General features: G+C 66.7%; 22 protein-coding genes. 6 read left to right on the top strand and 16 right to left on the bottom strand.

All coding sequences use genetic code 11. From position 1 onward, the window contains the following. Positions 1-13: 13 nt before the first annotated feature. From sdhA to sdhC, 3 genes are read right to left on the bottom strand one after another with little or no spacing between them, the layout of a single operon-like run. Complete coding sequence (sdhA, locus tag AC3WLC_RS08670; protein ID WP_493683521.1) at positions 14-1,846, bottom strand: succinate dehydrogenase flavoprotein subunit; 1,833 nt, start codon at positions 1,844-1,846, stop codon at positions 14-16. 2 nt (positions 1,847-1,848) lie between these two features. Beyond that, complete coding sequence (gene sdhD / locus AC3WLC_RS08665) at positions 1,849-2,241, bottom strand: succinate dehydrogenase, hydrophobic membrane anchor protein (protein WP_493683520.1); 393 nt, start codon at positions 2,239-2,241, stop codon at positions 1,849-1,851. 12 nt (positions 2,242-2,253) lie between these two features. Next, positions 2,254-2,646, bottom strand: a complete 393-nt coding sequence (gene sdhC, locus AC3WLC_RS08660) for a succinate dehydrogenase, cytochrome b556 subunit (RefSeq protein ID WP_493683519.1) — start codon at positions 2,644-2,646, stop codon at positions 2,254-2,256. A gap of 247 nt (positions 2,647-2,893) precedes the next feature. On the opposite strand from sdhC, the gene AC3WLC_RS08655 reads away from it, so the two are divergent. Together AC3WLC_RS08655 and AC3WLC_RS08650 are read left to right on the top strand one after the other, a co-directional pair. Further along, positions 2,894-3,826, top strand: coding sequence for a hypothetical protein (locus tag AC3WLC_RS08655; protein ID WP_493683518.1), 933 nt, complete (start codon positions 2,894-2,896; stop codon positions 3,824-3,826). A gap of 56 nt (positions 3,827-3,882) precedes the next feature. Further along, entirely contained in the window at positions 3,883-4,191 is a 309-nt protein-coding gene (locus AC3WLC_RS08650) for a hypothetical protein (protein ID WP_493683517.1), read from the top strand. Positions 4,192-4,198: 7 nt separating this feature from the next. Here the strand turns inward: AC3WLC_RS08650 and AC3WLC_RS08645 are convergent, their stop codons facing one another. The 3 genes from AC3WLC_RS08645 to AC3WLC_RS08635 all read right to left on the bottom strand — a co-directional run bounded on the left by AC3WLC_RS08645 (position 4,199) and on the right by AC3WLC_RS08635 (position 7,888). Then, the gene (locus tag AC3WLC_RS08645) at positions 4,199-5,260 is read right to left on the bottom strand and encodes a MaoC family dehydratase (protein WP_493683516.1); all 1,062 of its coding nucleotides are present in this window, start codon (positions 5,258-5,260) and stop codon (positions 4,199-4,201) included. A 190-nt stretch (positions 5,261-5,450) separates the two neighbouring features. Beyond that, positions 5,451-6,179, bottom strand: coding sequence for an aspartate/glutamate racemase family protein (locus AC3WLC_RS08640; RefSeq protein ID WP_493683515.1), 729 nt, complete (start codon positions 6,177-6,179; stop codon positions 5,451-5,453). After that, the gene (locus AC3WLC_RS08635) at positions 6,176-7,888 is read right to left on the bottom strand and encodes a serine/threonine dehydratase (RefSeq protein WP_493683514.1); all 1,713 of its coding nucleotides are present in this window, start codon (positions 7,886-7,888) and stop codon (positions 6,176-6,178) included. Before AC3WLC_RS08635 ends, AC3WLC_RS08640 begins: the two co-directional genes overlap by 4 nt. Positions 7,889-7,989: 101 nt before the next feature. Between AC3WLC_RS08635 and AC3WLC_RS08630 the strand changes: the two genes are divergently transcribed. Both AC3WLC_RS08630 and AC3WLC_RS08625 read left to right on the top strand, forming a co-directional pair. After that, on the top strand, positions 7,990-8,865 hold the full coding sequence (locus AC3WLC_RS08630) for an HpcH/HpaI aldolase/citrate lyase family protein (RefSeq protein ID WP_493683513.1): 876 nt from the start codon (positions 7,990-7,992) through the stop codon (positions 8,863-8,865). Positions 8,866-8,903: 38 nt separating this feature from the next. Further along, positions 8,904-9,410, top strand: coding sequence for an RNA pyrophosphohydrolase (locus tag AC3WLC_RS08625; protein WP_493683512.1), 507 nt, complete (start codon positions 8,904-8,906; stop codon positions 9,408-9,410). A gap of 75 nt (positions 9,411-9,485) precedes the next feature. On the opposite strand, the gene AC3WLC_RS08620 is transcribed toward AC3WLC_RS08625, so the two are convergent. From AC3WLC_RS08620 to AC3WLC_RS08600, 5 genes are all read right to left on the bottom strand, one after another. Then, the gene (locus AC3WLC_RS08620) at positions 9,486-9,899 is read right to left on the bottom strand and encodes a F0F1 ATP synthase subunit epsilon (protein WP_493683511.1); all 414 of its coding nucleotides are present in this window, start codon (positions 9,897-9,899) and stop codon (positions 9,486-9,488) included. A gap of 152 nt (positions 9,900-10,051) precedes the next feature. Next, positions 10,052-11,512 carry a F0F1 ATP synthase subunit beta gene (atpD, locus tag AC3WLC_RS08615; protein ID WP_291675600.1) on the bottom strand — a complete coding sequence of 487 codons (1,461 nt, stop codon included), beginning with the start codon at positions 11,510-11,512 and terminating at the stop codon, positions 10,052-10,054. A 61-nt stretch (positions 11,513-11,573) separates the two neighbouring features. Then, the gene (locus AC3WLC_RS08610; RefSeq protein WP_377795047.1) at positions 11,574-12,443 is read right to left on the bottom strand and encodes a F0F1 ATP synthase subunit gamma; all 870 of its coding nucleotides are present in this window, start codon (positions 12,441-12,443) and stop codon (positions 11,574-11,576) included. A gap of 98 nt (positions 12,444-12,541) precedes the next feature. After that, entirely contained in the window at positions 12,542-14,074 is a 1,533-nt protein-coding gene (atpA, locus tag AC3WLC_RS08605) for a F0F1 ATP synthase subunit alpha (protein ID WP_346363794.1), read from the bottom strand. Continuing rightward, entirely contained in the window at positions 14,074-14,646 is a 573-nt protein-coding gene (locus AC3WLC_RS08600) for a F0F1 ATP synthase subunit delta (protein ID WP_493683510.1), read from the bottom strand. The genes atpA and AC3WLC_RS08600 overlap by 1 nt, the downstream gene beginning before the upstream one ends. A gap of 356 nt (positions 14,647-15,002) precedes the next feature. On the opposite strand from AC3WLC_RS08600, the gene AC3WLC_RS08595 reads away from it, so the two are divergent. Both AC3WLC_RS08595 and AC3WLC_RS08590 read left to right on the top strand, forming a co-directional pair. Further along, positions 15,003-15,374, top strand: coding sequence for a hypothetical protein (locus AC3WLC_RS08595; protein ID WP_493683509.1), 372 nt, complete (start codon positions 15,003-15,005; stop codon positions 15,372-15,374). Between the two features lie 39 nt (positions 15,375-15,413). Continuing rightward, positions 15,414-15,767, top strand: a complete 354-nt coding sequence (locus AC3WLC_RS08590; RefSeq protein WP_493683508.1) for an Ig-like domain-containing protein — start codon at positions 15,414-15,416, stop codon at positions 15,765-15,767. A gap of 484 nt (positions 15,768-16,251) precedes the next feature. Here the strand turns inward: AC3WLC_RS08590 and AC3WLC_RS08585 are convergent, their stop codons facing one another. From AC3WLC_RS08585 to AC3WLC_RS08565, 5 genes are all read right to left on the bottom strand, one after another. Beyond that, positions 16,252-18,441 (bottom strand): primosomal protein N', encoded by a 2,190-nt coding sequence (locus tag AC3WLC_RS08585; RefSeq protein WP_493683507.1) that lies wholly within the window; start codon positions 18,439-18,441, stop codon positions 16,252-16,254. Positions 18,442-18,502: 61 nt separating this feature from the next. Continuing rightward, positions 18,503-19,999: a tripartite tricarboxylate transporter permease gene (locus tag AC3WLC_RS08580; RefSeq protein ID WP_493683506.1), complete on the bottom strand. Its 1,497-nt coding sequence runs from the start codon at positions 19,997-19,999 to the stop codon at positions 18,503-18,505. Between the two features lie 10 nt (positions 20,000-20,009). Then, entirely contained in the window at positions 20,010-20,483 is a 474-nt protein-coding gene (locus AC3WLC_RS08575; RefSeq protein WP_493683505.1) for a tripartite tricarboxylate transporter TctB family protein, read from the bottom strand. An 85-nt stretch (positions 20,484-20,568) separates the two neighbouring features. Next, positions 20,569-21,564: a tripartite tricarboxylate transporter substrate binding protein gene (locus AC3WLC_RS08570; protein ID WP_493683504.1), complete on the bottom strand. Its 996-nt coding sequence runs from the start codon at positions 21,562-21,564 to the stop codon at positions 20,569-20,571. A 148-nt stretch (positions 21,565-21,712) separates the two neighbouring features. Beyond that, the gene (locus tag AC3WLC_RS08565; protein WP_493683503.1) at positions 21,713-23,089 is read right to left on the bottom strand and encodes a S1 family peptidase; all 1,377 of its coding nucleotides are present in this window, start codon (positions 23,087-23,089) and stop codon (positions 21,713-21,715) included. Positions 23,090-23,307: the final 218 nt, after the last annotated feature.

Raw genomic sequence — 23,307 nt, 5'->3', positions numbered from 1 at the left:
GGTCAGATCGTCCTCAGTACACCCGCGCCTTCGGCTTGATGTATTCGATGTCGTTCGAGAGCGTGTAGGTGTGCACCGGACGGTCATCGAGCGTGACGGTGCGCTTCTCGTCGTCGATCCAGGCGAGCGTGTGCTTCATCCAGTCCTTGTCGTCGCGGTTCGGATAGTCCTCGCGGGCATGGGCGCCGCGACTTTCCGGACGCTGCAGCGCCGAGTCCATGGTGACCACCGCCTGGGTGATCAGGTTCTCGAACTCCAGCGTCTCGATCAGGTCGGAGTTCCAGATCAGCGAGCGATCGGTGGTGCCGATGTCGGTGATGCCGGCCCAGACCTCGTGGATCGCCTTGTGGCCGGCCTCGAGCGTCTCGCCGGTCCGATAGACAGCGCAATCGGACTGCATGGTCCGCTGCATCTTGTCGCGCAGCACCGCGGTCGGCGTGCCGCCCTTGGCGTTGCGGTACTTGTCGAGGCGGGTGAGCGAGAGATCGGCCGAATTCGCCGGCAGCTCCGGCTGCTTCTCGCCGGCCTTGACGGTCTCGGCGCAGCGCAGACCCGCGGCGCGGCCGAAGACGACGAGGTCGATCAGCGAGTTCGAGCCGAGGCGGTTGGCGCCGTGCACGGAGACGCAAGCCGCCTCGCCGATCGCCATCAGGCCGGGCACGACCATGTCCGGATCGCCGTCGACCTTGGTCAGCACCTCGCCGTGGAAGTTCGTGGGGATGCCGCCCATGTTGTAGTGCACGGTCGGGATCACCGGGATCGGCTCGCGGGTGACGTCGACGCCGGCGAAGATTTTGGCGCTCTCCGAGATGCCGGGCAGACGCTCGTGCAGGATTTTCGGGTCGAGATGGTCGAGATGCAGGTAGATGTGATCCTTGTCCTTGCCGACACCGCGGCCAGCCCGGATCTCCATCGTCATCGAGCGTGAGACGACGTCGCGCGAGGCGAGGTCCTTGGCGCTCGGTGCATAGCGCTCCATGAAGCGCTCGCCCTCGGAATTGGTGAGATAGCCGCCCTCGCCGCGGGCGCCCTCGGTGATCAGGCAGCCCGAGCCGTAGATGCCGGTCGGGTGGAACTGCACGAACTCCATGTCCTGCATCGGCAGGCCGGCGCGCAGCACCATGCCGCCGCCGTCGCCGGTGCAGGTATGGGCCGAGGTCGCCGAAAAATAGGCGCGGCCATAGCCGCCGGTCGCCAGGATCGTCTGCTGCGAGCGGAAGCGGTGCAGCGTGCCGTCATCGAGCTTGAGCGCGAGCACGCCGCGGCAATGCCCGTCCTCGTCCATGATCAGGTCGATGGCGAAGTACTCGATGAAGAACTCGGTGTTGTAGCGCAGCGCCTGGCCATAGAGCGTGTGCAGCATGGCGTGGCCGGTACGGTCGGCGGCGGCGCAGGTGCGCTGGGCCGGCGGGCCGTTGCCGAAATCGGTGGTCATGCCGCCGAAGGGGCGCTGGTAGATCTTGCCGTCCTCGGTGCGCGAGAACGGCACGCCCCAGTGCTCGAGCTCATAGACGGCGGCCGGGGCATTGCGCACGAGGTATTCAATCGCGTCCTGGTCGCCGAGCCAGTCCGACCCCTTGACGGTGTCGTACATGTGCCACTGCCAGGTGTCCTTGCCCATATTGCCGAGCGAGGCGGCGACGCCGCCCTGGGCCGCGACGGTGTGCGAGCGGGTCGGGAAGACCTTGGAGATGCAGGCGGTGCGCAGGCCGGCCTGCGAGCAGCCGACCGTGGCGCGAAGCCCGGCGCCGCCGGCGCCGACGACGACGACGTCGAAGGTGTGGTCGGTGATGGCGTAGGCCTGGCCGGTATAAGCCGGGAGGGGGCGGGCGCGGGTGATCGCCATGATCAGCCTCCGAACGAGATCTTCAGGAGCGCGAAGGCGCAGGCGGCGCCGACGGCGATCGCAAAGAAGGTGTTGGCCATCACCGCGAGGATCTTCAGCCCCTCGTGGTGGACATAGTCCTCGATCACGACCTGCATGCCGAGGCGCATGTGGACGGCGCCGGAGACGGTGAAGAGCAGCATGAGGATCGCGACCTGCGGCTTGGCCAGTGTCGCGATGGCGGCGCCATAGGGCTTGCCGATGAGCGACAGCACGATGCAGAGGAAGCCGATCGCCAGGATGACGTTGGCGACGGCGGTGACGCGCTGCAGCCAGAAATGCCCGGTGCCGGACTTGGCGGAGCCGAGGCCGCGGACGCGGCCGAGCGGGGTGCGCATCGAGGAGTTGGAGAGCATCGGCTTGGTTCCTCAGCGCGTCAGGGCGATGATCCAGACCAGCACGGTGAGCGCGCCGGAGACGACAACGCTGTACTTGGCCAGGTTCGTGCGGGTCTGCGGGTCGAAGCCGAGGCCGAGATCCCAGACGAAGTGCCTGAGCCCCCCGACCATGTGGTGCAGCAGCGCGAAGGTGTAGCCGAACAGCACGAGCCGCCCGAGGAAGGAGCCGGCGATCCACTGCGCGGTCTCGTAGGCGGCCGGGCCGGAAGCGGCGGCGATGAGCCAGAGCGCGATCAGCAGAGTGCCACCATAGAGCGCCATCCCGGTGGCGCGATGGGCGATCGACGCCGCCATGGTCCAGGACCAGCGATAGATCTGCAGATGCGGTGAAAGCGGGCGCGCCGCCGGTCTGGACTCGGCCAAGTCTTGAACTCCCGACCCTTCAAGCTCACGAAGCGAAGATCGCTTGGTATCGTTCTAGAGTGAATGGCTCTCTAACGAAACCATCTCCATGCCGCAATGCGGTATGCATTTGTGCGATTACAGAAATCGAAATCTGTAACTTTCTATGCTCACAAGGCCGCAGCCGGCCCGCGAAAACAGTTCAAGGCCGCGCAAGCGCTGCGCGCCACCGGCCGCCGGGCCACCATCGCACAGAACGAGAGCATTCATGAAGCTGGCGATGAGCCTGCCGCAGTTCGAGGCCGAGCTGAACACCGATCGGTGCGATTCCTACACTAACGCAGAGCTGACATTGACGCTGAAGCTCGGCTTCCGGCAGATCAACCCGGCCGCGGGCGCAGCCGAGGGCAGCTATCACGACTATGGCGACGCGGCGGAGCCGACACGCAAGATCGTCAAATGGACGGCCGGCAGCTGGAATCTGTGGAAGCAGAACTTCGTGGCGTCGGCGACCCGCTTCTGGAACGGCAAATTCTGGCTCTCCAACAACTTCCCGCTCTATGAATGCGAGAAGAACCCGCTCGGCATCTGGATCCAGCACAATCCGGTCGGGATCCGGCCCTGGGACGGCAAGTCCTGGCTTCCTGCCGGCTTCCGGGCCGATGACAGCACGAGCCTGCGCTACCGGCCCAATATCTGGTGCCTTCTCAAGATCGAGGATCGCGACATCAGGCTCGGCGGCCACCATCACGTCATCGACGTGGTCCGGCTGCACAAGAGCGAGACCTGGTTCGGCTCGCATGCCAAGCTCTATGACAACCTGGATATCAAACCCGCGGAGAAGGGCACCAACAGCAAGGGCAAGCCGATCATGCAGCGCGCCCATGTCCATGAGATCGGCCACCTGCTCGGGCTCGCGCATGTCGATGTCGGCAAGCCGCATTGCCCGCCCGGCGGCAACACCAATGCGTCGAATTGCTATGGCGTCGCCGATGTCGACAAATATTCGGTGATGGGCCAGGGCATGCAGTTGCGGCTCAGCCACGCCATGCCCTGGCGCAAGGCGATGGTCGCGCTCTCCGGCAAGGGCAATGCCCTGGCGGCGAGCGACTGGGAGGCCAAGCTGCAGAAGATCTATCCGCGACTACCGGCGGAGGTCGCCGCGAACGCGATGCTCACGTCCCGGCCGCACCGCAAATGAGTTCCTATCGTCTCGGCGAAACCGCCATGACCTCAACCGGCCGACGAAACCTTGCCATGCTCACCCTCGTTGTCAGCGGGATGCTCGGCCTGCTCGGCCCCGCCCATGCTACCGGAAAGCGCTGCCAGATGAACGCGATCGAACGCTCCAAATGCATCATCGAGGCGATCCTCGCCGACATCAGCCGCAGCTATAAGCAGGTCGGCGGCGGCGGCATCAGCGCGATCAAGCAGAACTCGACGACCTCCTTCACCGTCTCGATCTCGCAGGAAGAGCGGGTCGACCTCCTGACCTACGAGGCGACGGTCGACGCCAAGGGCACGGTCAGCGTGAAGAAGACAGGCGAGGACACGCGCTCGCGCTGAGACCGGCTCAGCGCGGCAGCAGCGCCCAATAATCGAAGTCGAGGATCACGCCGTCGGCATACTGGTCGGCGTGCTTCAGCGGATGCTCGTTGCAGGGCAGGTTTTTGGTTGCAACGAGGCGTAGGCGCAGCGCCCCGACATCCTCGCGCCCCGGCAGCTCGGCCACCTCCAGCACCTCGCTCCAGGCGAAGACGGTGTCTCCGGCAAAGAGCGGCGAAACATGCCGGCCAGCATTGATCGCGGCGATGTGGAAGGCGTTGCCGAGCCCGTTGAAGGACAAAGCCCGCGCCAGGCTGATGACGTGGCCGCCATAGATCAGGCGCTTGCCGAAGCGGGTCTCGCGCGCGCCATAGGCGTCGAAATGCACCTTCGCGGTGTTCTGGTAGAGCCGGGTGGCGATCTGGTGCTCGGCCTCCTCGACGGTCATGCCATCGACATGGTCGATGCGCTCGCCCGCCTGGTAGGCGCCCCAGCGGAAGGGCGAGCCGGCAAGCGCGTCGTCATAGGCGGCGGGATGCAGCGACGGACAGCCCTCGCCCAACGCTTCCGGGGCGACGCTCTTCGGCAATTCCGGCACCTGCTCGAACTCCGCCGGTGTGCCGGGCCGACGCTTGCGCACCAGCACCCAGCGGGCATAGCTCAGCACGATCTCATTGTGCTGATTGCGGCCGATCGAGCGGACATAGACGATGCCGGCGTCGCCGCCCGATGTCTGCTTCAGCCCGATCACCTCCGAGGTGGTCGAGAGCGTGTCGCCGGGGAAGACCGGCTTGAGGAAGCGGCCATCGGCATAGCCGAGATTGGCGACGGCATTGAGCGAGATGTCCGGCACGGTCTTGCCGAAGACGATGTGGAAGACGAGGAGGTCGTCGACCGGCGCGGCGGCATAGCCGATCGTCTTGGCGAAGGCGTCGGAGGACTGCACAGCGAAGCGCGGGCCGTAGAGCGCGGTATACAGAGAGACGTCGCCGACCGTGACCGTGCGCGGCGTCGCATGAACGATCGTCTCGCCGAGCCTGAAATCCTCGAAGAAGCGGCCGGTGTTGGTCTTGCTGGTGATCTCGGACATCGGCTTGGCTCTCGCGGCGGGCTTTCATTGTGCGCTGCGGCGTGGCCCGCCGTAAAGCCGGCCGAATGACGGAGATCAGAGCCGGATCCGATCAGGTTGAAATCAACCTGATCGGTGAATCCGTCTCTCACTTTGAGCTTAGAGACCGTTTTGCCGATCAGCTTGCTATGCATGCTGATCGGAACGGGCTCTAGCGGAAGTCGCGTGGCCTCAAGCCGGCATGGAACCAGGTGATCATCGAATAGATGTCGTAGACCGGCAGCCCGGTCGCCGCCTGCACCGCAGCCGCATAGGGCGGCATGTTGGTGCATTCGAGCACGATGGCGCCAACCTCGGGATGCTCCGCGACCAGCCGTAGCGCGGCCTCGACCACGTCCTGCTCGGCGAGGTCGACATCCATCTCCTCCTTCTCCGCTTTGATCAGCACGCGGAAGAATTCGCGGCCGTTCTCGGTGCCAGTCACCGGCGTATCGGCGGGGACGCCGACAGCGGTTAGATGCTGCGGCGTCAGTGTCGCCGCCGAGACCGTGACGAGGCCGACGCGCTTGCCCGGCGGCAAGGTCGCCTGCACCCAGGGCACCTGCATCAGCGAGGAAGTCGCGACGGGCACGCCGACAGCCGCCGCGAGCTCCTTCTGGAACAGCGAGAGAAAGCCGCAATTGGTGGTGATCGCCTCGGCACCGTGCCGGACCAGCTCCTGCGCCGCCGCGACGAAGTCAGGGAGCAGCCCGGCCGCTCCCTTCAGCACCACCTTCTCGGGACTCGCCCCGGAGACGACGCGGTAAAGCACCGGGAAGGGCCAGGTCGTGGCATTGCCCATATCGCCGAAGATGCGCGGAAAGCGCGCCTCCAGCATCAGCACGCCGAGTGGCGCGCCGTAGAGCGCCTTGCCGCCCGTCGCGATGCGGCGTTTGCTCATGCGGTGATCTCGACCAGCTTCGTCAGGTCGACATTGGCGCCGCAGACGAGGACGCCGAGACGCTCGCCCGGCTTCGGCTTGTAGGAGCCGCCGATCAGCGCGCCCAGCGCCGCCGCGCCACCCGGCTCGACCGCCAGGCGGAAATCGCGCCAGAGCACGCGCTGCGCCTCAATGATCGCTGCATCCGGCACCAAAGCGATATGGTCGACCGTACCTTCACAGACGTCATAGACCAGCTGTCCGACATTGCGGGCCCCGAGCGAATCGGCCGCGACCGAGGCGACGGTCACCGTCACCGGTCCCTTCGCCTCGAAGGCGGCCTGCAGCGCCCGCGAGCCTTCGGGCTCGACGCCGACGACCTTGACGCTGGTGCCGGCGAACCAGGCGGCGATGCCGGAGATCAGCCCGCCACCGCCGACCGCGACGAGGACGGTGTCGAGATCGGGCTCCTGCTTATGCCATTCGCGGCCGAGCGTGCCCTGGCCGGCAATCGTCTCCTTGGCCGAGAAGGGATGGATCTTCAGCGCGCCGGTCTCGGCCACGAACTTGTCGCAAGCGGCCTGGGCATCGTCATATTGCGCGCCGCCGATGCGGACCTCGGCACCGAATCGGCGGATCGCCTCGATCTTGGCGGCCGGCGAGATCTCCGGCACGAAGATCGTCGCCTTCACCCCGCGCTTGCCGGCGGCATAGGCGACGGCGGCGCCGTGATTGCCGCCCGAGGCCGCGGCGACGCCGGCGGCGGGAACATCGAGCGAGAGCAGGTTGTTGAAGGCGCCGCGCGTCTTGAACGAGCCGGCATGCTGCAGGCTTTCGAGCTTGAGCGAGACGTCGGCGCGCGAGCCGAAGGCACCGGTGCCAAGCCGCATCACCGGGGTGGTGCGGGCGTGGCCGGCAATGCGGTCAGCCGCGGCCTCGATCATCGAGCGCGGCACAGGCTTGTCTGTCATGGCTGGATCCTGGACGAGGGAGCGATCCGCGACATAGGTCCAGATCGCGATAGGTAGACCGTGGCTATCGCGTCCCGGCGGATCGGGGAAGGGCTTCCCGCGCCCGGTGGCAATGTGCCGGGCGACGACCAGCGCCGCGAGCGCGTCGAGCGCATCGTCGGCCCCGGCGCCACGCGGCGGCCTCGCATGCACGATTGTCTCCGGCAGCCCTGCCGCCAGCAGCAAAGCGCGGCGCTCGGCCATTCCCGCCGGGTTGACCACGCCCTTGATCTTCTTCGGATGCAGAAGCGGCGCACCGCGCATGGTCCGGAAGGCGAGTTCGGGATGGGTCTCGAAGATGCGCAGCCGCCGACTCGGCTCGGCCCGCAGCAGGGCGTCGATCTCGCGGATGCGCGGAAAGAGATGGAAACCCTGCTTCGAGACCATGCGCGGTGGCTCCGATGTGGCGAGCGCCAGCCGGCAGGCCTCGGCATAGTCGGCTGCATGGACCGCGCTGCGCGAGGGGATCGAGAACACCGAGGATTGCCGCTCGCCGAGCAGTGACCGCACCGCCTGCTCCGGGCCTCGTCCCGATCCGACGATCCGATCCGGCAGGCCGATCGGCATGTCCACGGCGATCAGCTCCGGCGCAAGCGGACCGGCGAGCAGGTCAGTCCAGTGCGCGAAGACGCGGAACAAGGGCGCTTCCCGCCCCTCAAGATCGGCGAAGGCCGCGATCCAGCCCGCCTTGCAACCGTCGACACCCGCAATCCAGCCCATCACAGCCCTGTCATTCGTCTTTCGCAGAACTGACATTGCATTGCGGCGCAGCTTAGTGTGCACTGCAGCGAACCCGGCGACCCTCAATCCGGAGAGACAATATGACCGACATCCGTCCGCGCCGCAGCGTCCTCTATATGCCGGGCTCGAATGCCCGCGCCCTGGAGAAGGCCCGCGAGATCGCCGCCGACGCGCTGATCCTCGACCTTGAGGACGCCGTCGCCCCAGACGCCAAGGAACTGGCGCGCGAGCAGGTCTGCGCTGCAGTGAAGGCCGGCGGCTATGGCAGGCGCGAGCTCGTCATCCGCACCAACGGCATCGACACGCCCTGGTTCGACGCCGATCTCGCCGCCGCGTCCGAAGCGGGCCCGGACGCGATCCTGATCCCCAAGGTCTCCTCGCCCGAGACCCTGGTCGAGATCGGCCATCGCCTGACCGGGCTCTGGGCCAAGCCGGAGACGCGGGTCTGGGCGATGATCGAGACGCCGCTCGCCATTCTCGACTGCGAGAAGATCGCCCGCGCCGCCCGCGATCCCTCGACCCGTCTCGCCTGCTTCATCCTCGGCACCAACGACCTTGCCAAGGAGACCCGCGCCCGCTTCGTTCCGGGCCGCGCGCCCATGCTGCCCTGGCTGACCACGGCGATCCTCGCCGCCCGCGCCCATGGCATCGATGTGGTCGACGGCGTCTACAACGATCTCAAGGACGAGGACGGCTTCCGGGCCGAATGCGAGCAGGCCCGCGATCTCGGCTTCGACGGCAAGACCCTGATCCATCCGAACCAGGTCGCGATGGCGAACACGGCTTTCGCGCCTGAGGAGACCGAGCTCGCCCGCGCCCGCGCCATCATCTCGGCCTTCGCCGAGCCGGCCAATGCCGACAAGGGCGCGATCCAGCTCGACGGCCGCATGGTCGAGCGTCTGCATGCCGAGATGGCCAAGCGGGTGGTGGCACTGGCTGAGGCGATCGCGGCCTGAGTTCACCTTGCTGGCCATGACGTGGTAGCGGGAGGGTCATGGCCTCTTCCCTCCCCTACCGCCCCAATGTCGGCATCGCCCTGTTCAATGCCGAGGGCCGCGTCTTCGCCGGCCGCTCGCACAGCGCCGGGCCCGAGATCGTGCTGCCGGGCTTCGATTGGCAGATGCCGCAAGGCGGCATCGATGCGGATGAGGATATCGTCGCGGCGGCCCGCCGCGAGCTGGCCGAGGAAACCGGCGTGACCAGCGCCGCCCTCCTCGCGGCCACGCAGGACTGGTGGGCTTACGACTTCCCCGCCTATGCCGGCCCGCCGCACAGGCTGACTGCCTTCCGCGGCCAGCGTCAGCGCTGGGTCGCCTTCCGCTTCGCCGGCAAAGAGACCGAATTCGACATCACCCGGCCGAACGGCGACGAGCCGGCGGAGTTCTCGGAATGGGCCTGGCTGCCGCTAGCGGAAATGCCCGAGCGCATCGTGCCGTTCAAGCGGGCGGTCTACGAGAAAGTGGTCACGGCCTTCGCCGAGTTCGCCGCCCCTGCGGCCTGATCCTCGCCCTCTCATCACAATGAAAAAGGGCCGCTTGCGCGGCCCTTTCATCTCGTCACCCGTCGCGAGGTGGCCTCAGGCCGCCTTGCGCTGCTCGAACACGCCCTTGAATTCGCGCAGCTGCACGAGCTGGTCGTGCAGGCGCTTCTTCTCGGCCTCGTCATGCGAGCCGGCATGGCGGGTCTCGGCGGTCAGGATCTCCGCGTCGAGGACGGCGTTGTCGACGTCCTCGAGGAAGCGGGCCTGCTCGGCCAGGATGGTGACGCTCGTCGCGTTGACCTCGGCGAGGCCGCCCGAGACGAAGAATTCCTTGCCGTTGCTCGAGTCGGTCTGGACCAGGACGATGCCGGGCTTGAGCACGGCGACGACCGGGGCGTGACCGGCGAGCACGGTCATCTCGCCCTCGACCGACGGCACGATGACGCTGACGGCGTCACCCGAGAACAGGATGCGCTCCGGCGAGACTAGTTCGAACTTGAAGGTGGCCATCGTAAAATCTCTCCAGGCTCGTCATGACCGGGCCTGACCCGACCATCTCTGAAACCAGTGTCTTCCCGTCCAGAGATTCCCGGGGCAAGCCCGGGAATGACGCGTGTCACGCCTCCCGGCCGGCTGGCGCCGGCCGGAATGGCCCGTGAAACTTACGCCGCCTCGGCAGCCAGGCGCTGGGCCTTCTCGATCGCTTCCTCGATCGAGCCAACCATGTAGAAGGCGGCTTCCGGCAGGTGGTCGTACTTGCCCTCGACCAGGCCCTTGAAGCCCTTGATCGTGTCCTCGAGCGCAACGAGCTTGCCCGGCGAACCGGTGAAGACTTCGGCGACGAAGAAGGGCTGCGACAGGAAGCGCTCGATCTTGCGGGCGCGGGCGACGGCAAGCTTGTCCTCTTCCGAAAGCTCGTCCATGCCCAGAATCGCGATGATGTCCTGCAGGGCCTTGTAGCGCTGGAGGATCTGCTGGACCTGGCGGGCGACGCCGTAGTGCTCGTCACCGACGATGGCGGCCGAGAGCATGCGCGAGGTCGAGTCGAGCGGGTCGACCGCCGGGTAGATGCCCTTTTCCGCGATCGAACGCGAGAGCACGGTGGTGGCGTCCAGGTGGGCGAAGGAGGTCGCGGGCGCCGGGTCGGTCAGGTCGTCCGCCGGCACGTAGATCGCCTGCACCGAGGTGATCGAGCCCTTGTTGGTGGTGGTGATCCGCTCCTGCAGGTTGCCCATGTCCGTGGCGAGCGTCGGCTGATAGCCGACCGCCGACGGGATGCGGCCGAGCAGCGCCGACACTTCCGAGCCGGCCTGGGTGAAGCGGAAAATGTTGTCGACGAAGAACAGCACGTCCTGGCCGCGGTCGCGGAAGTCTTCCGCGACGGTCAGGCCGGACAGGGCGACGCGCATGCGGGCGCCCGGGGGCTCGTTCATCTGGCCGTAGACGAGGGCGCACTTGGAGCCTTCGCCGCCGCCCTTCTTGTTCACGCCCGACTCGATCATCTCGTGATAGAGGTCGTTACCCTCGCGGGTGCGCTCGCCGACGCCGGCGAACACCGAGTAGCCGCCGTGGGCCTTCGCGACGTTGTTGATCAGCTCCATGATCAGCACGGTCTTGCCGACGCCGGCGCCGCCGAACAGGCCGATCTTGCCGCCCTTGGCGTAGGGAGCCAAGAGGTCGACGACCTTGATGCCGGTGACCAGGATCTGCGCGTCCGTGGCCTGCTCGGCATAGGACGGAGCCGGCTGGTGGATGCCGCGGGTGTTGGTGGTCTTGATCGGGCCGGCTTCGTCGACCGGCTCGCCGATGACGTTCATGATGCGGCCGAGGCACTCGTCGCCGACCGGAACCGAGATCGGCGCGCCGGTGTCGGTGACCTCCTGGCCGCGGACCAGACCTTCGGTCGAGTCCATGGCGATGGTGCGGACGGTGTTCTCGCCGAGGTGCTGGGCGACCTCGAGGACGAGGCGGTTGCCGAGGTTCGTGGTCTCGAGCGCGTTCAGGATCTCCGGCAGGGTGCCGTCGAACTGCACGTCGACGACGGCGCCGATGACCTGCGAAACGCGGCCGGTGCCGGTGTTGGCGGGCTTGTCGGTCTTGGTCTTGGTAGCGGCTTTGGCCATGGTTCGAACCTCGGATGCGAAGCGTGTCGGGGGGCCGGCACGCCGGCCTGAATTTAGGCGGTTAGAGCGCTTCCGCGCCGGAGATGATCTCGATCAGTTCCTTGGTGATCATCGCCTGACGCGAGCGGTTGTAGATCGTCGTCTGCTTCTTGATCATCTCGCCGGCATTGCGCGTGGCGGAGTCCATGGCGGACATGCGCGCGCCCTGCTCGGAGGCGGCGTTCTCGAGCAGCGCCCGCAGCACCTGAACGGTCAGGTTGCGCGGCAGCAGCGTCTCGAGGATCTCGCTCTCTTCCGGCTCGTAGTCGTAGACCGCATCGGTCGTCTTGGCGCCGGCCGGGATCTCGGCCGGGATGATCTGCTGCGCGGTCGGGATCTGCGAGATCACCGACTTGAACTTCGAGAAGAACAGCGTCGCGACGTCGAACTCGCCAGCCGCGAAGCGCGTCAGGATGTTCTGCGCGATCGTCTCGGCATTGGCGAAGCCGAGCTGCTTGAAGGCGCGCAGGTCGACGAGCTCGATGATATCCGCGGCGAACTGCCGGCGCAGGATGTCATAGCCCTTCTTGCCAACGCAGATGATCTTGACCGTCTTGCCTTCGGCCTTGAGCGCATTCGCCTTGTCGCGGGCGAGACGGGCGATCGAGGAGTTGAAGGCGCCGCACAGGCCGCGCTCGGCCGTGCAGACGACGAGCAGCTGGACCTTGTCCGAGCCCGTGCCGGCGATCAGGCGCGGCGCGCTGCCATTGGCGAGGCCGCCGGCGAGGTTGGCCAGCACCGCTTCCATGCGCTCGGCATAGGGACGGGCCGCCTCGGCCGCGGTCTGCGCGCGGCGCAGCTTCGCCGCCGCGACCATCTGCATGGCCTTGGTGATCTTCTGCGTCGCCTTCACCGAGGCGATGCGGTTGCGTAGGTCCTTAAGGGACGGCATCCGGTCTTGATCCCCTATCCGTCACCGCGAAACGCAGCGACGAAGCATCCAGAACTGGTGCGCAGCGGGGCTGGATTGCCTCGCTGCGCTCGCAATGATCAGGCGAAGGACTTGGCGAAGCCTTCGACGATCCCCTTCAGCTTCGCGGCGTTCGCGTCCGAAAGATCCTTCGAGGAGCCGATCTCGTTCAGCAGGTCGGCATGCTTGCCGCGGACGAGCGAGAGCAGCCCGTCCTCGAAGGCGCGCACCTTGTTGACCGGCAGCGGATCGAGATAGCCGTTGACGCCGGCATAGATCACCACGACCTGCTCTTCCATCTTCAGCGGCGAGAACTGCGGCTGCTTCAGGAGCTCGGTCAGGCGAGCGCCGCGGTTGAGCAGGCGCTGCGTGACCGCATCGAGGTCCGAGCCGAACTGGGCGAAGGCGGCCATTTCGCGATACTGGGCGAGCTCGCCCTTGATCTTGCCCGCGACCTTCTTGGTCGCCTTGGTCTGCGCCGAGGAGCCGACGCGCGACACCGAGAGGCCGACGTTCACCGCCGGGCGGATGCCCTGGTAGAACAGGTCGGTCTCGAGGAAGATCTGGCCGTCGGTGATCGAGATCACGTTGGTCGGAATGTAGGCCGAGACGTCGTTGGCCTGGGTCTCGATGACCGGCAGCGCCGTCAGCGAGCCATTGCCGGCAGCGTCACCCATCTTGGCGGCGCGCTCGAGCAGACGGGAGTGGAGATAGAACACGTCGCCCGGATAGGCTTCGCGGCCCGGCGGGCGACGCAGCAGCAGCGACATCTGGCGGTAGGCGACGGCCTGCTTCGACAGGTCGTCATAGATGATGACGGCGTGCATGCCGTTGTCGCGGAAATACTCGCCCATCGAGCAGCCGGCGAACGGCGCCAGGAACTGCATCGGGGCCGGGTCGGAGGCGGTGGCCGCCACGACGATGGAGTACTCCATCGCGCCGCGCTCCTCGAGCACCTTCACCAGCTGGGCGACGGTCGAACGCTTCTGGCCGACGGCGACGTAGACGCAGTAGAGCTTCTGGCTCTCCGGAGCGCCTTCGACGTTGAGCGGCTTCTGGTTCAGGATCGCGTCGAGCGCCACGGCGGTCTTGCCGGTCTGGCGGTCGCCGATGATCAGCTCGCGCTGGCCGCGGCCGATCGGGATCAGGGCGTCGATCGCCTTGAGGCCGGTCGCCATCGGCTCGTGCACCGACTTGCGCGGGATGATGCCGGGGGCCTTGACGTCGACGCGGGCGCGCTGGGCCGACTTGATCGGGCCCTTGCCGTCGATCGGGTTGCCGAGGGCGTCGACGACGCGGCCGAGCAGCTCCTTGCCGACGGGGACGTCGACGATGGCGCCGGTGCGCTTGACGGTCTGGCCTTCCTTGATCTCACGGTCGGAGCCGAAGATGACGACGCCGACATTGTCGCTCTCGAGGTTGAGGGCCATGCCGCGCACGCCCGTCTCGAACTCGACCATCTCGCCGGCCTGGACCTTGTCGAGGCCGTAGACGCGGGCGATGCCGTCACCGACGGAGAGAACCTGACCGACCTCGGTGACCGAGGCTTCCGAGCCGAAGTTCGAGATCTGCGACTTCAGGATAGCGGAGATTTCAGCGGCGCGGATGTCCATCAGCCGACCTCTTTCATGGCAAGACGAATAGAATTGAGCTTGGTTTTCAGGGACGCATCGACCATGCGCGAGCCCATCTTGACGACGAGACCCCCGATAATGGCCGGGTCGACCTTGAGCGAAACGTCGACATCCTTGCCGGCGACCTCCTTGAGGGCGGCGGTGATGTCCTTGAGCTGAGCCGCGGACGGCTCCTCGGCGAGCGTGACCTCGGCGCTGACGACGCCCTTGGCCTCGGCGACCTTGGCGCGGAAGGCGCGGATCATGCCCGGCAGCGCGAACAGGCGGCGCTTGCTGGCGACGAAGCCGATGAAATTGGCGGCAAGCCCGGCGATGCCGGCCTTGGCGGTGAGCGCGGTGATGGTGGAGACCTGGTCCTGCGCCGAGAAAGCCGGGCTCTCGATCAGGCGCTTGAGATCGTCGCTCTCGGCGATCATCGCCGCGAAGCCGTCGAGGTCCTTGGCGACGGCATCGACCGTCTTGGCCTCGCTGGCCAGTTCGAACAGAGCCGTCGCGTAACGCTCGGCCACGCCCGAGACTGGGGACTGTTCCTGCGATCCGCCCTCGGCCACGCTCTCGCTCTCTCTTCCAGGGGACCGCTCCGGCGACCTTCTGACGAAGGTGGAGTGCACGGCCCCGACGCTGCGATGATCAAGCGCGCGACAAACCTGTTCCAGGGCTTGCGGCGCTTGGATTGCGGCGGTGCGATAGCATGGGGTTTCGGGGGGCGCAACCGACGAAATACCCGCTTCCCATGCTTTGGATGCGGTCGAAAGAAGCAGAGGGCGCAAGCCACTCGACCACCACGACTGCGCAGCAGAAGCCGCAATTCCGCCCGTGCTCCATCGGCCGTACTGCCCGAGCCCGCTTGATTCCGCCTCGCGCCGCCTCGAAGATGGCGCCGAACCCGGCCTGGACGGATCGAACCATGTTGAGAGCGGCTATCGGCGGAGCGCTGCTGACGCTGATCAGCGCTGACTTCTCCGCCGTCTTGGCGGCTTGCCGGACACAAGGCTCCAATTTTCGTCCTTCACAGAACGACAAGGTCACCTACACCGTCGTGATGAACGCAGCCGGCTGCCGCCACAATTATCGAGCCAACGGGACTTTCATGTTTGAAAAGGCGGTCGCCATGAAATCCCCTGCAAACGGCACGCTTACGCAGGTCGGGGAGTTCTCGTTTTTCTACAAGCCGAAACTCGGATTCCTGGGAAAGGACTCTTACGTGATTTACGTTTGCGGGAGCGGCAACGGAGGAGCCGGCTGCTCCAGGATCACCTATGACGCGACAGTCGAATAGCCGTTTGCCTTCTCGCAGAAATCTCGGGGCGGCCGCACCATGCTGAGGTCGGCTCTTACAACAGGCCTGCTGCTCGCGAGCACGACCGCCTCGCTGGCGACCGCGAACTGCCAGACGCAAGGCCAGGGCTTCCGCGTCGAGCAGAGCGACAAGGTCACCTATCGGTCGATCATGAATAGCGACGGCTGCCGCTACGTCTATGCGCGGTTCCAGAAGGCCGTCGTCATGAAGCAGCCCGAGAACGGGACGCTGTCGCAGATCGGCGAATTCTCGTTCCTGTACAAGCCGAAGCCGGGCTTCAGGGGGCAGGACAGCTATGTGATCTATATCTGCGCGGTCAACTATCGCGGCTCAGGGTGCTCCAGGCTCACCTACGAGGCGATCGTCCAGTAGGGCTTACTCGCGGAAAACTCCGCAGGTCGACCGGTGTCTTGACCTCATCAATTGCGCAGCGAAATACTGCCCTTGCGGAAGGGAGACGCTTGGTCATGTTGCGAATGCTGGTCCCCGTAGCCGCATTTCTCGCCACAGGCGTAGCGACATCGAACGTGCAGCTATTGAAGCTAAATTGTCAGACCAACGGCCCAAATATTGCGTACAGTCAAAACAGTAAGAATGAACTTGAAAGCACCATGGATCAAAATGGCTGCAGATATAGCTATACCCTTTCAAGAGGCCCTCTTGAAAAAGCAGTGATCATGAAAGATCCGACGAACGGACAATTGTCACAGGTTGGTGAATTTTCATTTTTTACAAGCCGAAGCCTGGCTTCAAGGGAAAGGACAATTTCACCGTCTATCTCTGCGGAACCAGCTACGGCGGCACTTCTGGCTGCGCGCGGGTAAACTACAATCTCACCGTCCAATAGCGGGCAACCTCACAAGAAACTCTGCGGATCGACGTCGACCGCGACCCTGACCGAACCCTTCGGTCGCGGCGCCCGCTTCAGCCAGGCGCGCAGGTAATCCTGCAGATTGATCTCGCGCGCGGTGCGCACGATCAGCCGCATGCGGTGGCGCCCGCGCAGGATGGCGAGCGGCGCCTCGGCCGGGCCGAGCACGGCGACGCCGGCCGGTGCTTCGGCGCAGCGCGCCAGCGCCCGCGCATGCGTCTCGGCCTCGCCCTGCGAGTTCGCCGAGACGATCAGCCCGGCGAGCCTCCCGAAGGGCGGCAGGCCGGCCGCCTCGCGCGCCGCGGTCTCGGCGGCATAGAAGCGCTCGGGGTCGCCGGAGATCAGTGCCTTCAGCACGGGATGGTTCGGGTCATGGGTCTGGAGGAGCGCCCGCCCCGGCTTCTCGCCGCGCCCGGCCCGGCCGGTGACCTGCCGCAGCACCTGGAACGTGCGCTCGGCGGCGCGCGGATCCCCGGAGGTCAGGCCGAGATCGGCATCGATCACCCCGACCAGCGTCATGCCCGGGAAGTTGTGGCCCTTGGCGACGAGCTGGGTGCCGATGACGATGTCGAACTCGCCCTCGGCCACCGCCATCAATTCCTGCTTCAGGCGCTCGGTCCCTCCCGGGAAATCGCTCGACAGCACGATCGAGCGCGCCTGCGGGAACAGGGTCGCGACCTCCTCGGCGAGGCGCTCGACGCCCGGCCCGCAGGCGACAAGACTCTCCGGTTGGTGGCAGGCCGGGCATTCATGCGGCCGGCGTTCGACATGGCCGCAATGATGGCAGACCAGCGCCCGGCGGAAGCGATGGTCGACCAGCCAGGCCGAGCAGTTCGGGCACTGGAAACGGTGGCCACAATCGCGGCAGAGCGTCAAAGGTGCATAGCCACGCCGGTTGAGGAAGAGCAGCGACTGCTCCTTCGCCTCGAGATTGGCTTCGACCGCCTTGATCAGCCCGGATGAGAGCCAGCGCCCGCGCTCCGGCTTGTCCCTGCGCAGGTCGACCAGGCCGAGCGTCGGCAGCTCGCGCCCGCCAAAGCGCTCGGGCAGCTTGAGATGGAGATAGCGGCCGCGCTCGGCATTGACCCTTGTCTCCAGCGACGGAGTCGCCGAGGCGAGGATAACGGGCGCGTTCTCGATGCGCCCACGCACCACCGCCATGTCGCGGGCGTGGTAGGCGACGCCGTCCTCCTGCTTGTAGGCGGCCTCGTGCTCCTCATCGATGACGATCAGGCCGAGATCGCGGTAGGGTAGAAACAGCGCCGAGCGCGCGCCCGCGACCACCAGCGCCTCGCCCTTGGCGATCGCCGCCTGCAGGCGCTCGCGCCGGCGCCCGCTCACCGCCGAGTGCCACAGTCCCGGACGGACCCCAAAGCGCGCCTCGAAGCGGTCGATGAACTGCGCGGTCAGCGCGATCTCCGGCATCAGGATGACGCTCTGCCGCCCAAGCCGGATCGCCTCGGCGACGGCCTCGAAATAGACCTCGGTCTTGCCGGAGCCGGTGACGCCTTCGAGCAGCGCGACCTGCCAGGCCTGCTTGCGGACAAGCTCGGCGAGCGCATCGCCGACCGCGCGCTGGTCGTCGGATAGCTGCGGCCTGGCATGGTCGGGATCGGGCCGCGCTGCGATCGCCTCCTGCGGCAAGGGCTCGACGCTGAAGGTACCGGCATCGACCAGGGAATCGATCACCGCGGCGCTGACCGAAGCCGCCTCGGCCAGTGCCGACTTGCCGATCAGCAGCCCACCCTCGGCGGCGGCGATGGCGCGAGCGCGAGCCGGCGTCATCCGTGCCGGCGGCGCGCCGACCAATCTCACGCCGAGCTTCGGTCGCTCCGGCGTATCGTCGGGCGGACGGCGCAAGGCCAGCGCCAGCACCGAGCCCTTGGCGGCGAGCGTGTACCAGGCGACCCAGTCGACCAGCTTGCGCAGGGCCGGATCGAGCGGCGGCATGTCGAGCTTGGCCGCGACCTTCTTCAGATTGCCGCCGCGGCCCGAGCCCGCTTCCCAGACGACGCCGACCGTCTCGCGCGGCCCGAGCGGCACCTGCACGACATCGCCCGGCGCAAGCGTCAGCCCCGGCGGCACGGCATAGCTATAGGCCTGGTCGAGGCCGAGCGGAATCAGCACCTCGACCGTGCCGCCACCGCCCTGCCCTTCGTCGAGCGCATCGTCCATGCGCCCGTCTCTAGCACTGATTCGGGATCATGGCCGGCAGCAGTCGCTGCCGGCTGCAATGTCATGCCGCCGCCGGCTGCCGCCGGCCGAAGGGCAGCGCCTTCCAGACCATCGCGCCCCAGAGCAGCAGCGTCAGCACGCCGAGGGTGCCGGCGATCGGCCGGTCGAGGAAGCCGATGAACGAACCGTTCGACTTGATCATCGAGGTCATGAAGTTCTGCTCCAGCATCTCGCCGAGCACGAGGCCGAGGATCAGCGGCGCGACCGGGATGCCGTGTTCCTCGAGCAGCCAGCCGAACAGGCCCATCACCACCATCAGCACGACGCCGTAGAGCGAGTTGGTCATGGCGAAGGAGCCGACCATGCAGAAGATCAGGATGATCGGCAGCAGGATGTTGCGCGGCACCCGCAGGATCTGCTTGGCCGATTTGATCGCCGCCCAGCCGAGCGGGAACATCAGCAGGTTGGCGAGGATGAAGATGATGAAGACGGCGTAGATCAGCTCCGGCGTCTGCAGGAAGACCGTCGGCCCGGGGTTCATGCCCTTCATGTAGAGCACGCCGATGACGATCGCAGTGATCGAATCGCCAGGGATGCCGAAGACCAGCGCCGGAATCCAGGCGCCGCCGAGCGCGGAATTGTTGGCCGAGGTCGAATCGACGATGCCCTCGATATGGCCGGTGCCGAACTTCTCCGGCTCCTTCGAGAGCTTCTTCGACACCGCATAGGAGACCCAGGCGGCGATGTCGGCGCCGGCGCCCGGCAAGGCACCGATCACCGTGCCGATCACCGAGCCGCGGATGAAGTTCTTCCAGTATTTGCGCGTCACCTCGCCGAGGCCGGCGAACATGTTGCCGACGCTCTGCTTCACCATCATGCCGGCCTTTTCCATGGTCACGGCGCCGCGCAGCAGTTCCGAGACGGCGAACATGCCGATCAAGGTCGGTATGAAGTTGATGCCGGAGAGCAGGTCGACATTGCCAAAGGTGAAGCGCGGCTGGCCGGCGGCGGGATCGATGCCGATGCAACCGATGGCGAGGCCGATGAACAGCGAGAGCAGACCCTTCAGCGGATCGCCGGTGCCGATGAAGACCGCGCAGGTCAGGCCGAGGCAGGCGAGCCAGAAATACTCGAAGGAGGAGAAGTTGATCGCGACCTCGGCCAGGACCGGCGCGAGCACGATCAGGATGATCACGCCGAAGATGCCGCCGAGCACGGAAAACACGAGGTTGACGCCCATGCACAGGTCGAGCTGACCCTTCTTGGTCATCTCGTAGCTCTCGTCGGCATAGGCGGCCGAGGCGGGCGTGCCGGGCATGCGCAGCATCGCCGCCGGGATGTCGCCGGCGAAGATCGCCATGGCGGTGGCGGTGACGATGGCGCCGAGCGCCGGCACCGGCGACATGAAGAAGGTGACCGGCACCAGCAGGGCCGTCGCCATGGTCGCGGTCAGGCCCGGCATCGCTCCGACGAACATGCCGAAGACGGCCGAGCCCATGATAACGGCCAGCACATAGGGGTCGAAGACCAGGCCGAAAGCGGTTGCGATCGCGTTCATGACCGGCTCCTCAAAGGACGCTGTCGAGGACGCCGCGCGGCAGTGGCACACGCATCAGCGACGAGAAGAACCAGTGCACCAGCCCGGTCATGGCGACCGCGACCACCACCGCCGTGATCGGCCTGACGCCGAACCAGAGGAACAGCACGAGCTGGATCAGGAAGGCGCAGGGAATGAAGCCGAGCGGCTCGGAGGCCAGGACATAGAACGCCATGGCGCCAAGCATCAGCGCGAAGGAGGCGACGCGGCGGGGCACGCCGGTCCAGTCATCGAGCGCGAGCCAGCGCCCGCCGGTCGCGCGCTCCCGGACACCGCGAACGATCAGCAGCGCCGAGCAGCCGATGATCCCGGCGCCGATGATGCGCGGAAACAGGCTCGGCCCGTATTGCTGGCCCGGAAAGGCGGGGAACGAAAAGGTCATCGCGATCATCGCGGCGGCGATCAGGATGAACGCGGCTCCGACCACGGCGTCGTTGAAACGCATCGGCAATCTCTCCATGCGCCCGCACGGCTTGTCCGCACGGTACAGGGCCGGCGCGAGGCCGGCCCTTCACAAATGACAGGTCTGGTCAGGCCTTCTTGGCGAGGCCGGCCGCGGTCATCGCAGCCCCCATCGCCTTGTCGCCTTCGGCCATGAACTTGGTGAAGCCGGCCTGGTCGGCAAAGGTCATGCCGAAGCCGCGGGCGTTCATGAAGTCCTGGAACTCCTTGGACTCGTAGGCCTTCTTCAGCTCGGCGATCAGCCTGGTCTGCACGGCCTCCGGCAGCCCCTTCGGCCCGGCGATGCCGCGCCAGGCGCCGACCGAGTAGTTGATGCCGAGCGATTCGTTGAGCGTCGGCACGTCCTTGAACTGCGGGTTGCGCTCCTTGGCCATGATGGCGAGCGACTTGGCCTTGCCGGCATCGATCATCGCCCTGCCTTCGGGCACCGAACAGGTGACGATGTCGACGCCTCCGGCGGCGAGGTCCTGCATCGCCGGGGCGGCGCCGTTCGATGGCGCCCAGGCGACATGGTCGGGCTTCAGGCCCATGGCGACGAGCCAGCCGATCAGCGCGAGGTGCCAGATACCGCCCTGACCAGTGCCCGACGCCTTGAGCTTGCCGGCCGGCGAGGCCTTGATCGCCTCGGCCAGTGCCTTGATATCCTTGTACGGGCTCGATGCCGAGACCTGCACCCCCGGCGGATCCTCGTTCATCAGCGCCAGCGGCGTGTAGCTGGTCGGATTGAGGTCGGTCAGACCCTGATGGTGCATCATCGAGATTTCGACAGTGATCATCCCGATCGTGTAGCCGTCGGGTGCGGCTGTCGCGATCGCCGAATGGCCGACCACGCCCGAGCCGCCGGTGCGGTTCACGACGTTGACGGGCTGGCCCAGGCTCCTCTCCAGCAGCGAGCCGATGATGCGCGCCGTCGCGTCGGTGCCGCCGCCCGCGCCCCAGGGGCAGACCAGGGTCACCGGTCGGTTCGGCCATTGCGCCTGGCCGATCGCCGGGCGTGCGATTAATCCCGTCGCACCGGCCGCTGCCGCGCCAGCCAGGACCGAACGTCTGCTGATTCTGCTCATGTCAATATCCTCCCGTTCAATCGATTTAAATTTTGAAAGCTTCTTCGCCCCATGGCGCGGCCTTCTTGGTAATCCCGCTATCAGAACCGATTGCCGCCGATCAGGCAACCATCTTCGTATGCTGTATGCACGATCACGCTGACGGGCATCAAAGCCCGCAGGCGACCGGCACGACGCTCTTGCCCGCCGCTTCGGCGATCGCGCCGGTGCTCAACTCGCCACCGGCTGCCGCAGTAGCCGGCTTGGCATCGGCCTTCTCCAGCATCGCCTTGAGCTGCACGACGCCCGCGATGGCGTAGTTGCGCTGCGGCGCGACCCCGGCGATCAGCGCCTTGTCAGAAGGATTCGCCGTGACCACCCCGGCAAGACGCCCCTGCCGGTCGAAGACCGGGCTGCCGGCGCCGCCGGGCTGCAGGGGCGCCAGCACGGCGTCGCTCATCACCTCTCCTGGCAGCGCGACCGCGGTCCGCGCAGCGGCGGTTCCGTCATAGGCGAGCACGACCACCGCCTCCTTCGCCGCTGGCGCGGCATCGCGCAGCCCCGGCGCAACGCCCGATGCCATCCCAGGCACGTCGAGCAATGCGAGCCCGCTCGCCTGGTCCTGCGCGCGTAGTTTCGCCGGGCGCGTCCCTACCCTGAGCCCCTTGCAGGGATCGACCACGGCACGCGCCGTCAGCACCAGCTCCTTGCCGACGACGAGGCCGACACCGAAGCGCTCGGTCGCCGGCTGGGCCGGGGTGGCCGCGACCGCAGGTGCACCGGGAGCCGCCGGCGTCGGCGCGGGAGCCGGTGCCGCTCCGCTCGGGAACGGCTCGAAACTGTCGGCGATCGCGGTCACCACCTTGTCGAAGGTCGCGGAGATGCCCTTGTCGTAGCCGACCGAGAAGCCGCGCAGGCCCGAGGGTCCCAACGCCTGCCGCCGGAAGAACTTTCCGGTCGGCGTCTCGCCGGCGACGACGAAGAAACTCGGCTGCAGCAGCTTGTAGGTGACCTTGCGCTGGATGTTCGGATTGACCGCGATCGCCCGGTCGAAGATCGCCTGGAGCGGCTCGGTCGCAGGCCCCGCGCTGACGTCGAGCGTGATCTTGCCGTCGCCGCTCTGCCAGCGGCTGCCGCCGGCCGGCGTCGCCTCGCGCTTCGGCAGGAGCTTTTGCGGGATGCCGATGCGCACGCCGGTCGGCTGGTCGGTGATCACGGCAAAGCCCGCCGCGTCGCGCGCAGTCTTGGCGAGGCGCGCCAGCTCCTGCCGCTCGGCCGGCGTCAATTGCCCATTCGGCTCGCCGCGCCCTGCCTTGAAGCTGTTCACGGCCCGGAAAGTCAGCGCCCCGAAATTGCCGGTCGCGGCGCTGTTGAGATGGCCTGTCCAGATCAAATCGGCCTGGATCGCCTTGCGCTCGGCTTCCGGCAGAGCAGCATAGGCCTGCGTCGCCACGGCCAGGCGCGGATCAGCCGGCTGCTGCGCCTGCGCGGCGCCAAGGCAGGCCAAGATTGCGGTCATGCCGATCAGCGCGGGAACCTTGAACACGAGCATCTCCGTCTTTCTAAAGGTCGCGCCGCGACGCGGCGCCATTCAGCGTCAGCCTCGGCGCAGAGGCAAGAGGCGAGAAGGGCTCAATCGATCGCAAGTCGAGTTGCGCCCGACGCGCCCGGTGCTAGCTTCGCGTGGCCCGATGCGATGATCCGTCATCGCGTCGACGCCTGCCGCGGCAACACTCAGGCCGCCCGCCTTTTCGGAGACCGAGC

It is taken from the genome of Allobosea sp. GW821-FHT03A12, from assembly GCF_058986765.1.
The sequence above is the reverse complement of the archived record's forward strand: the minus strand, read 5'-3'. Positions and strand labels throughout refer to the sequence as shown.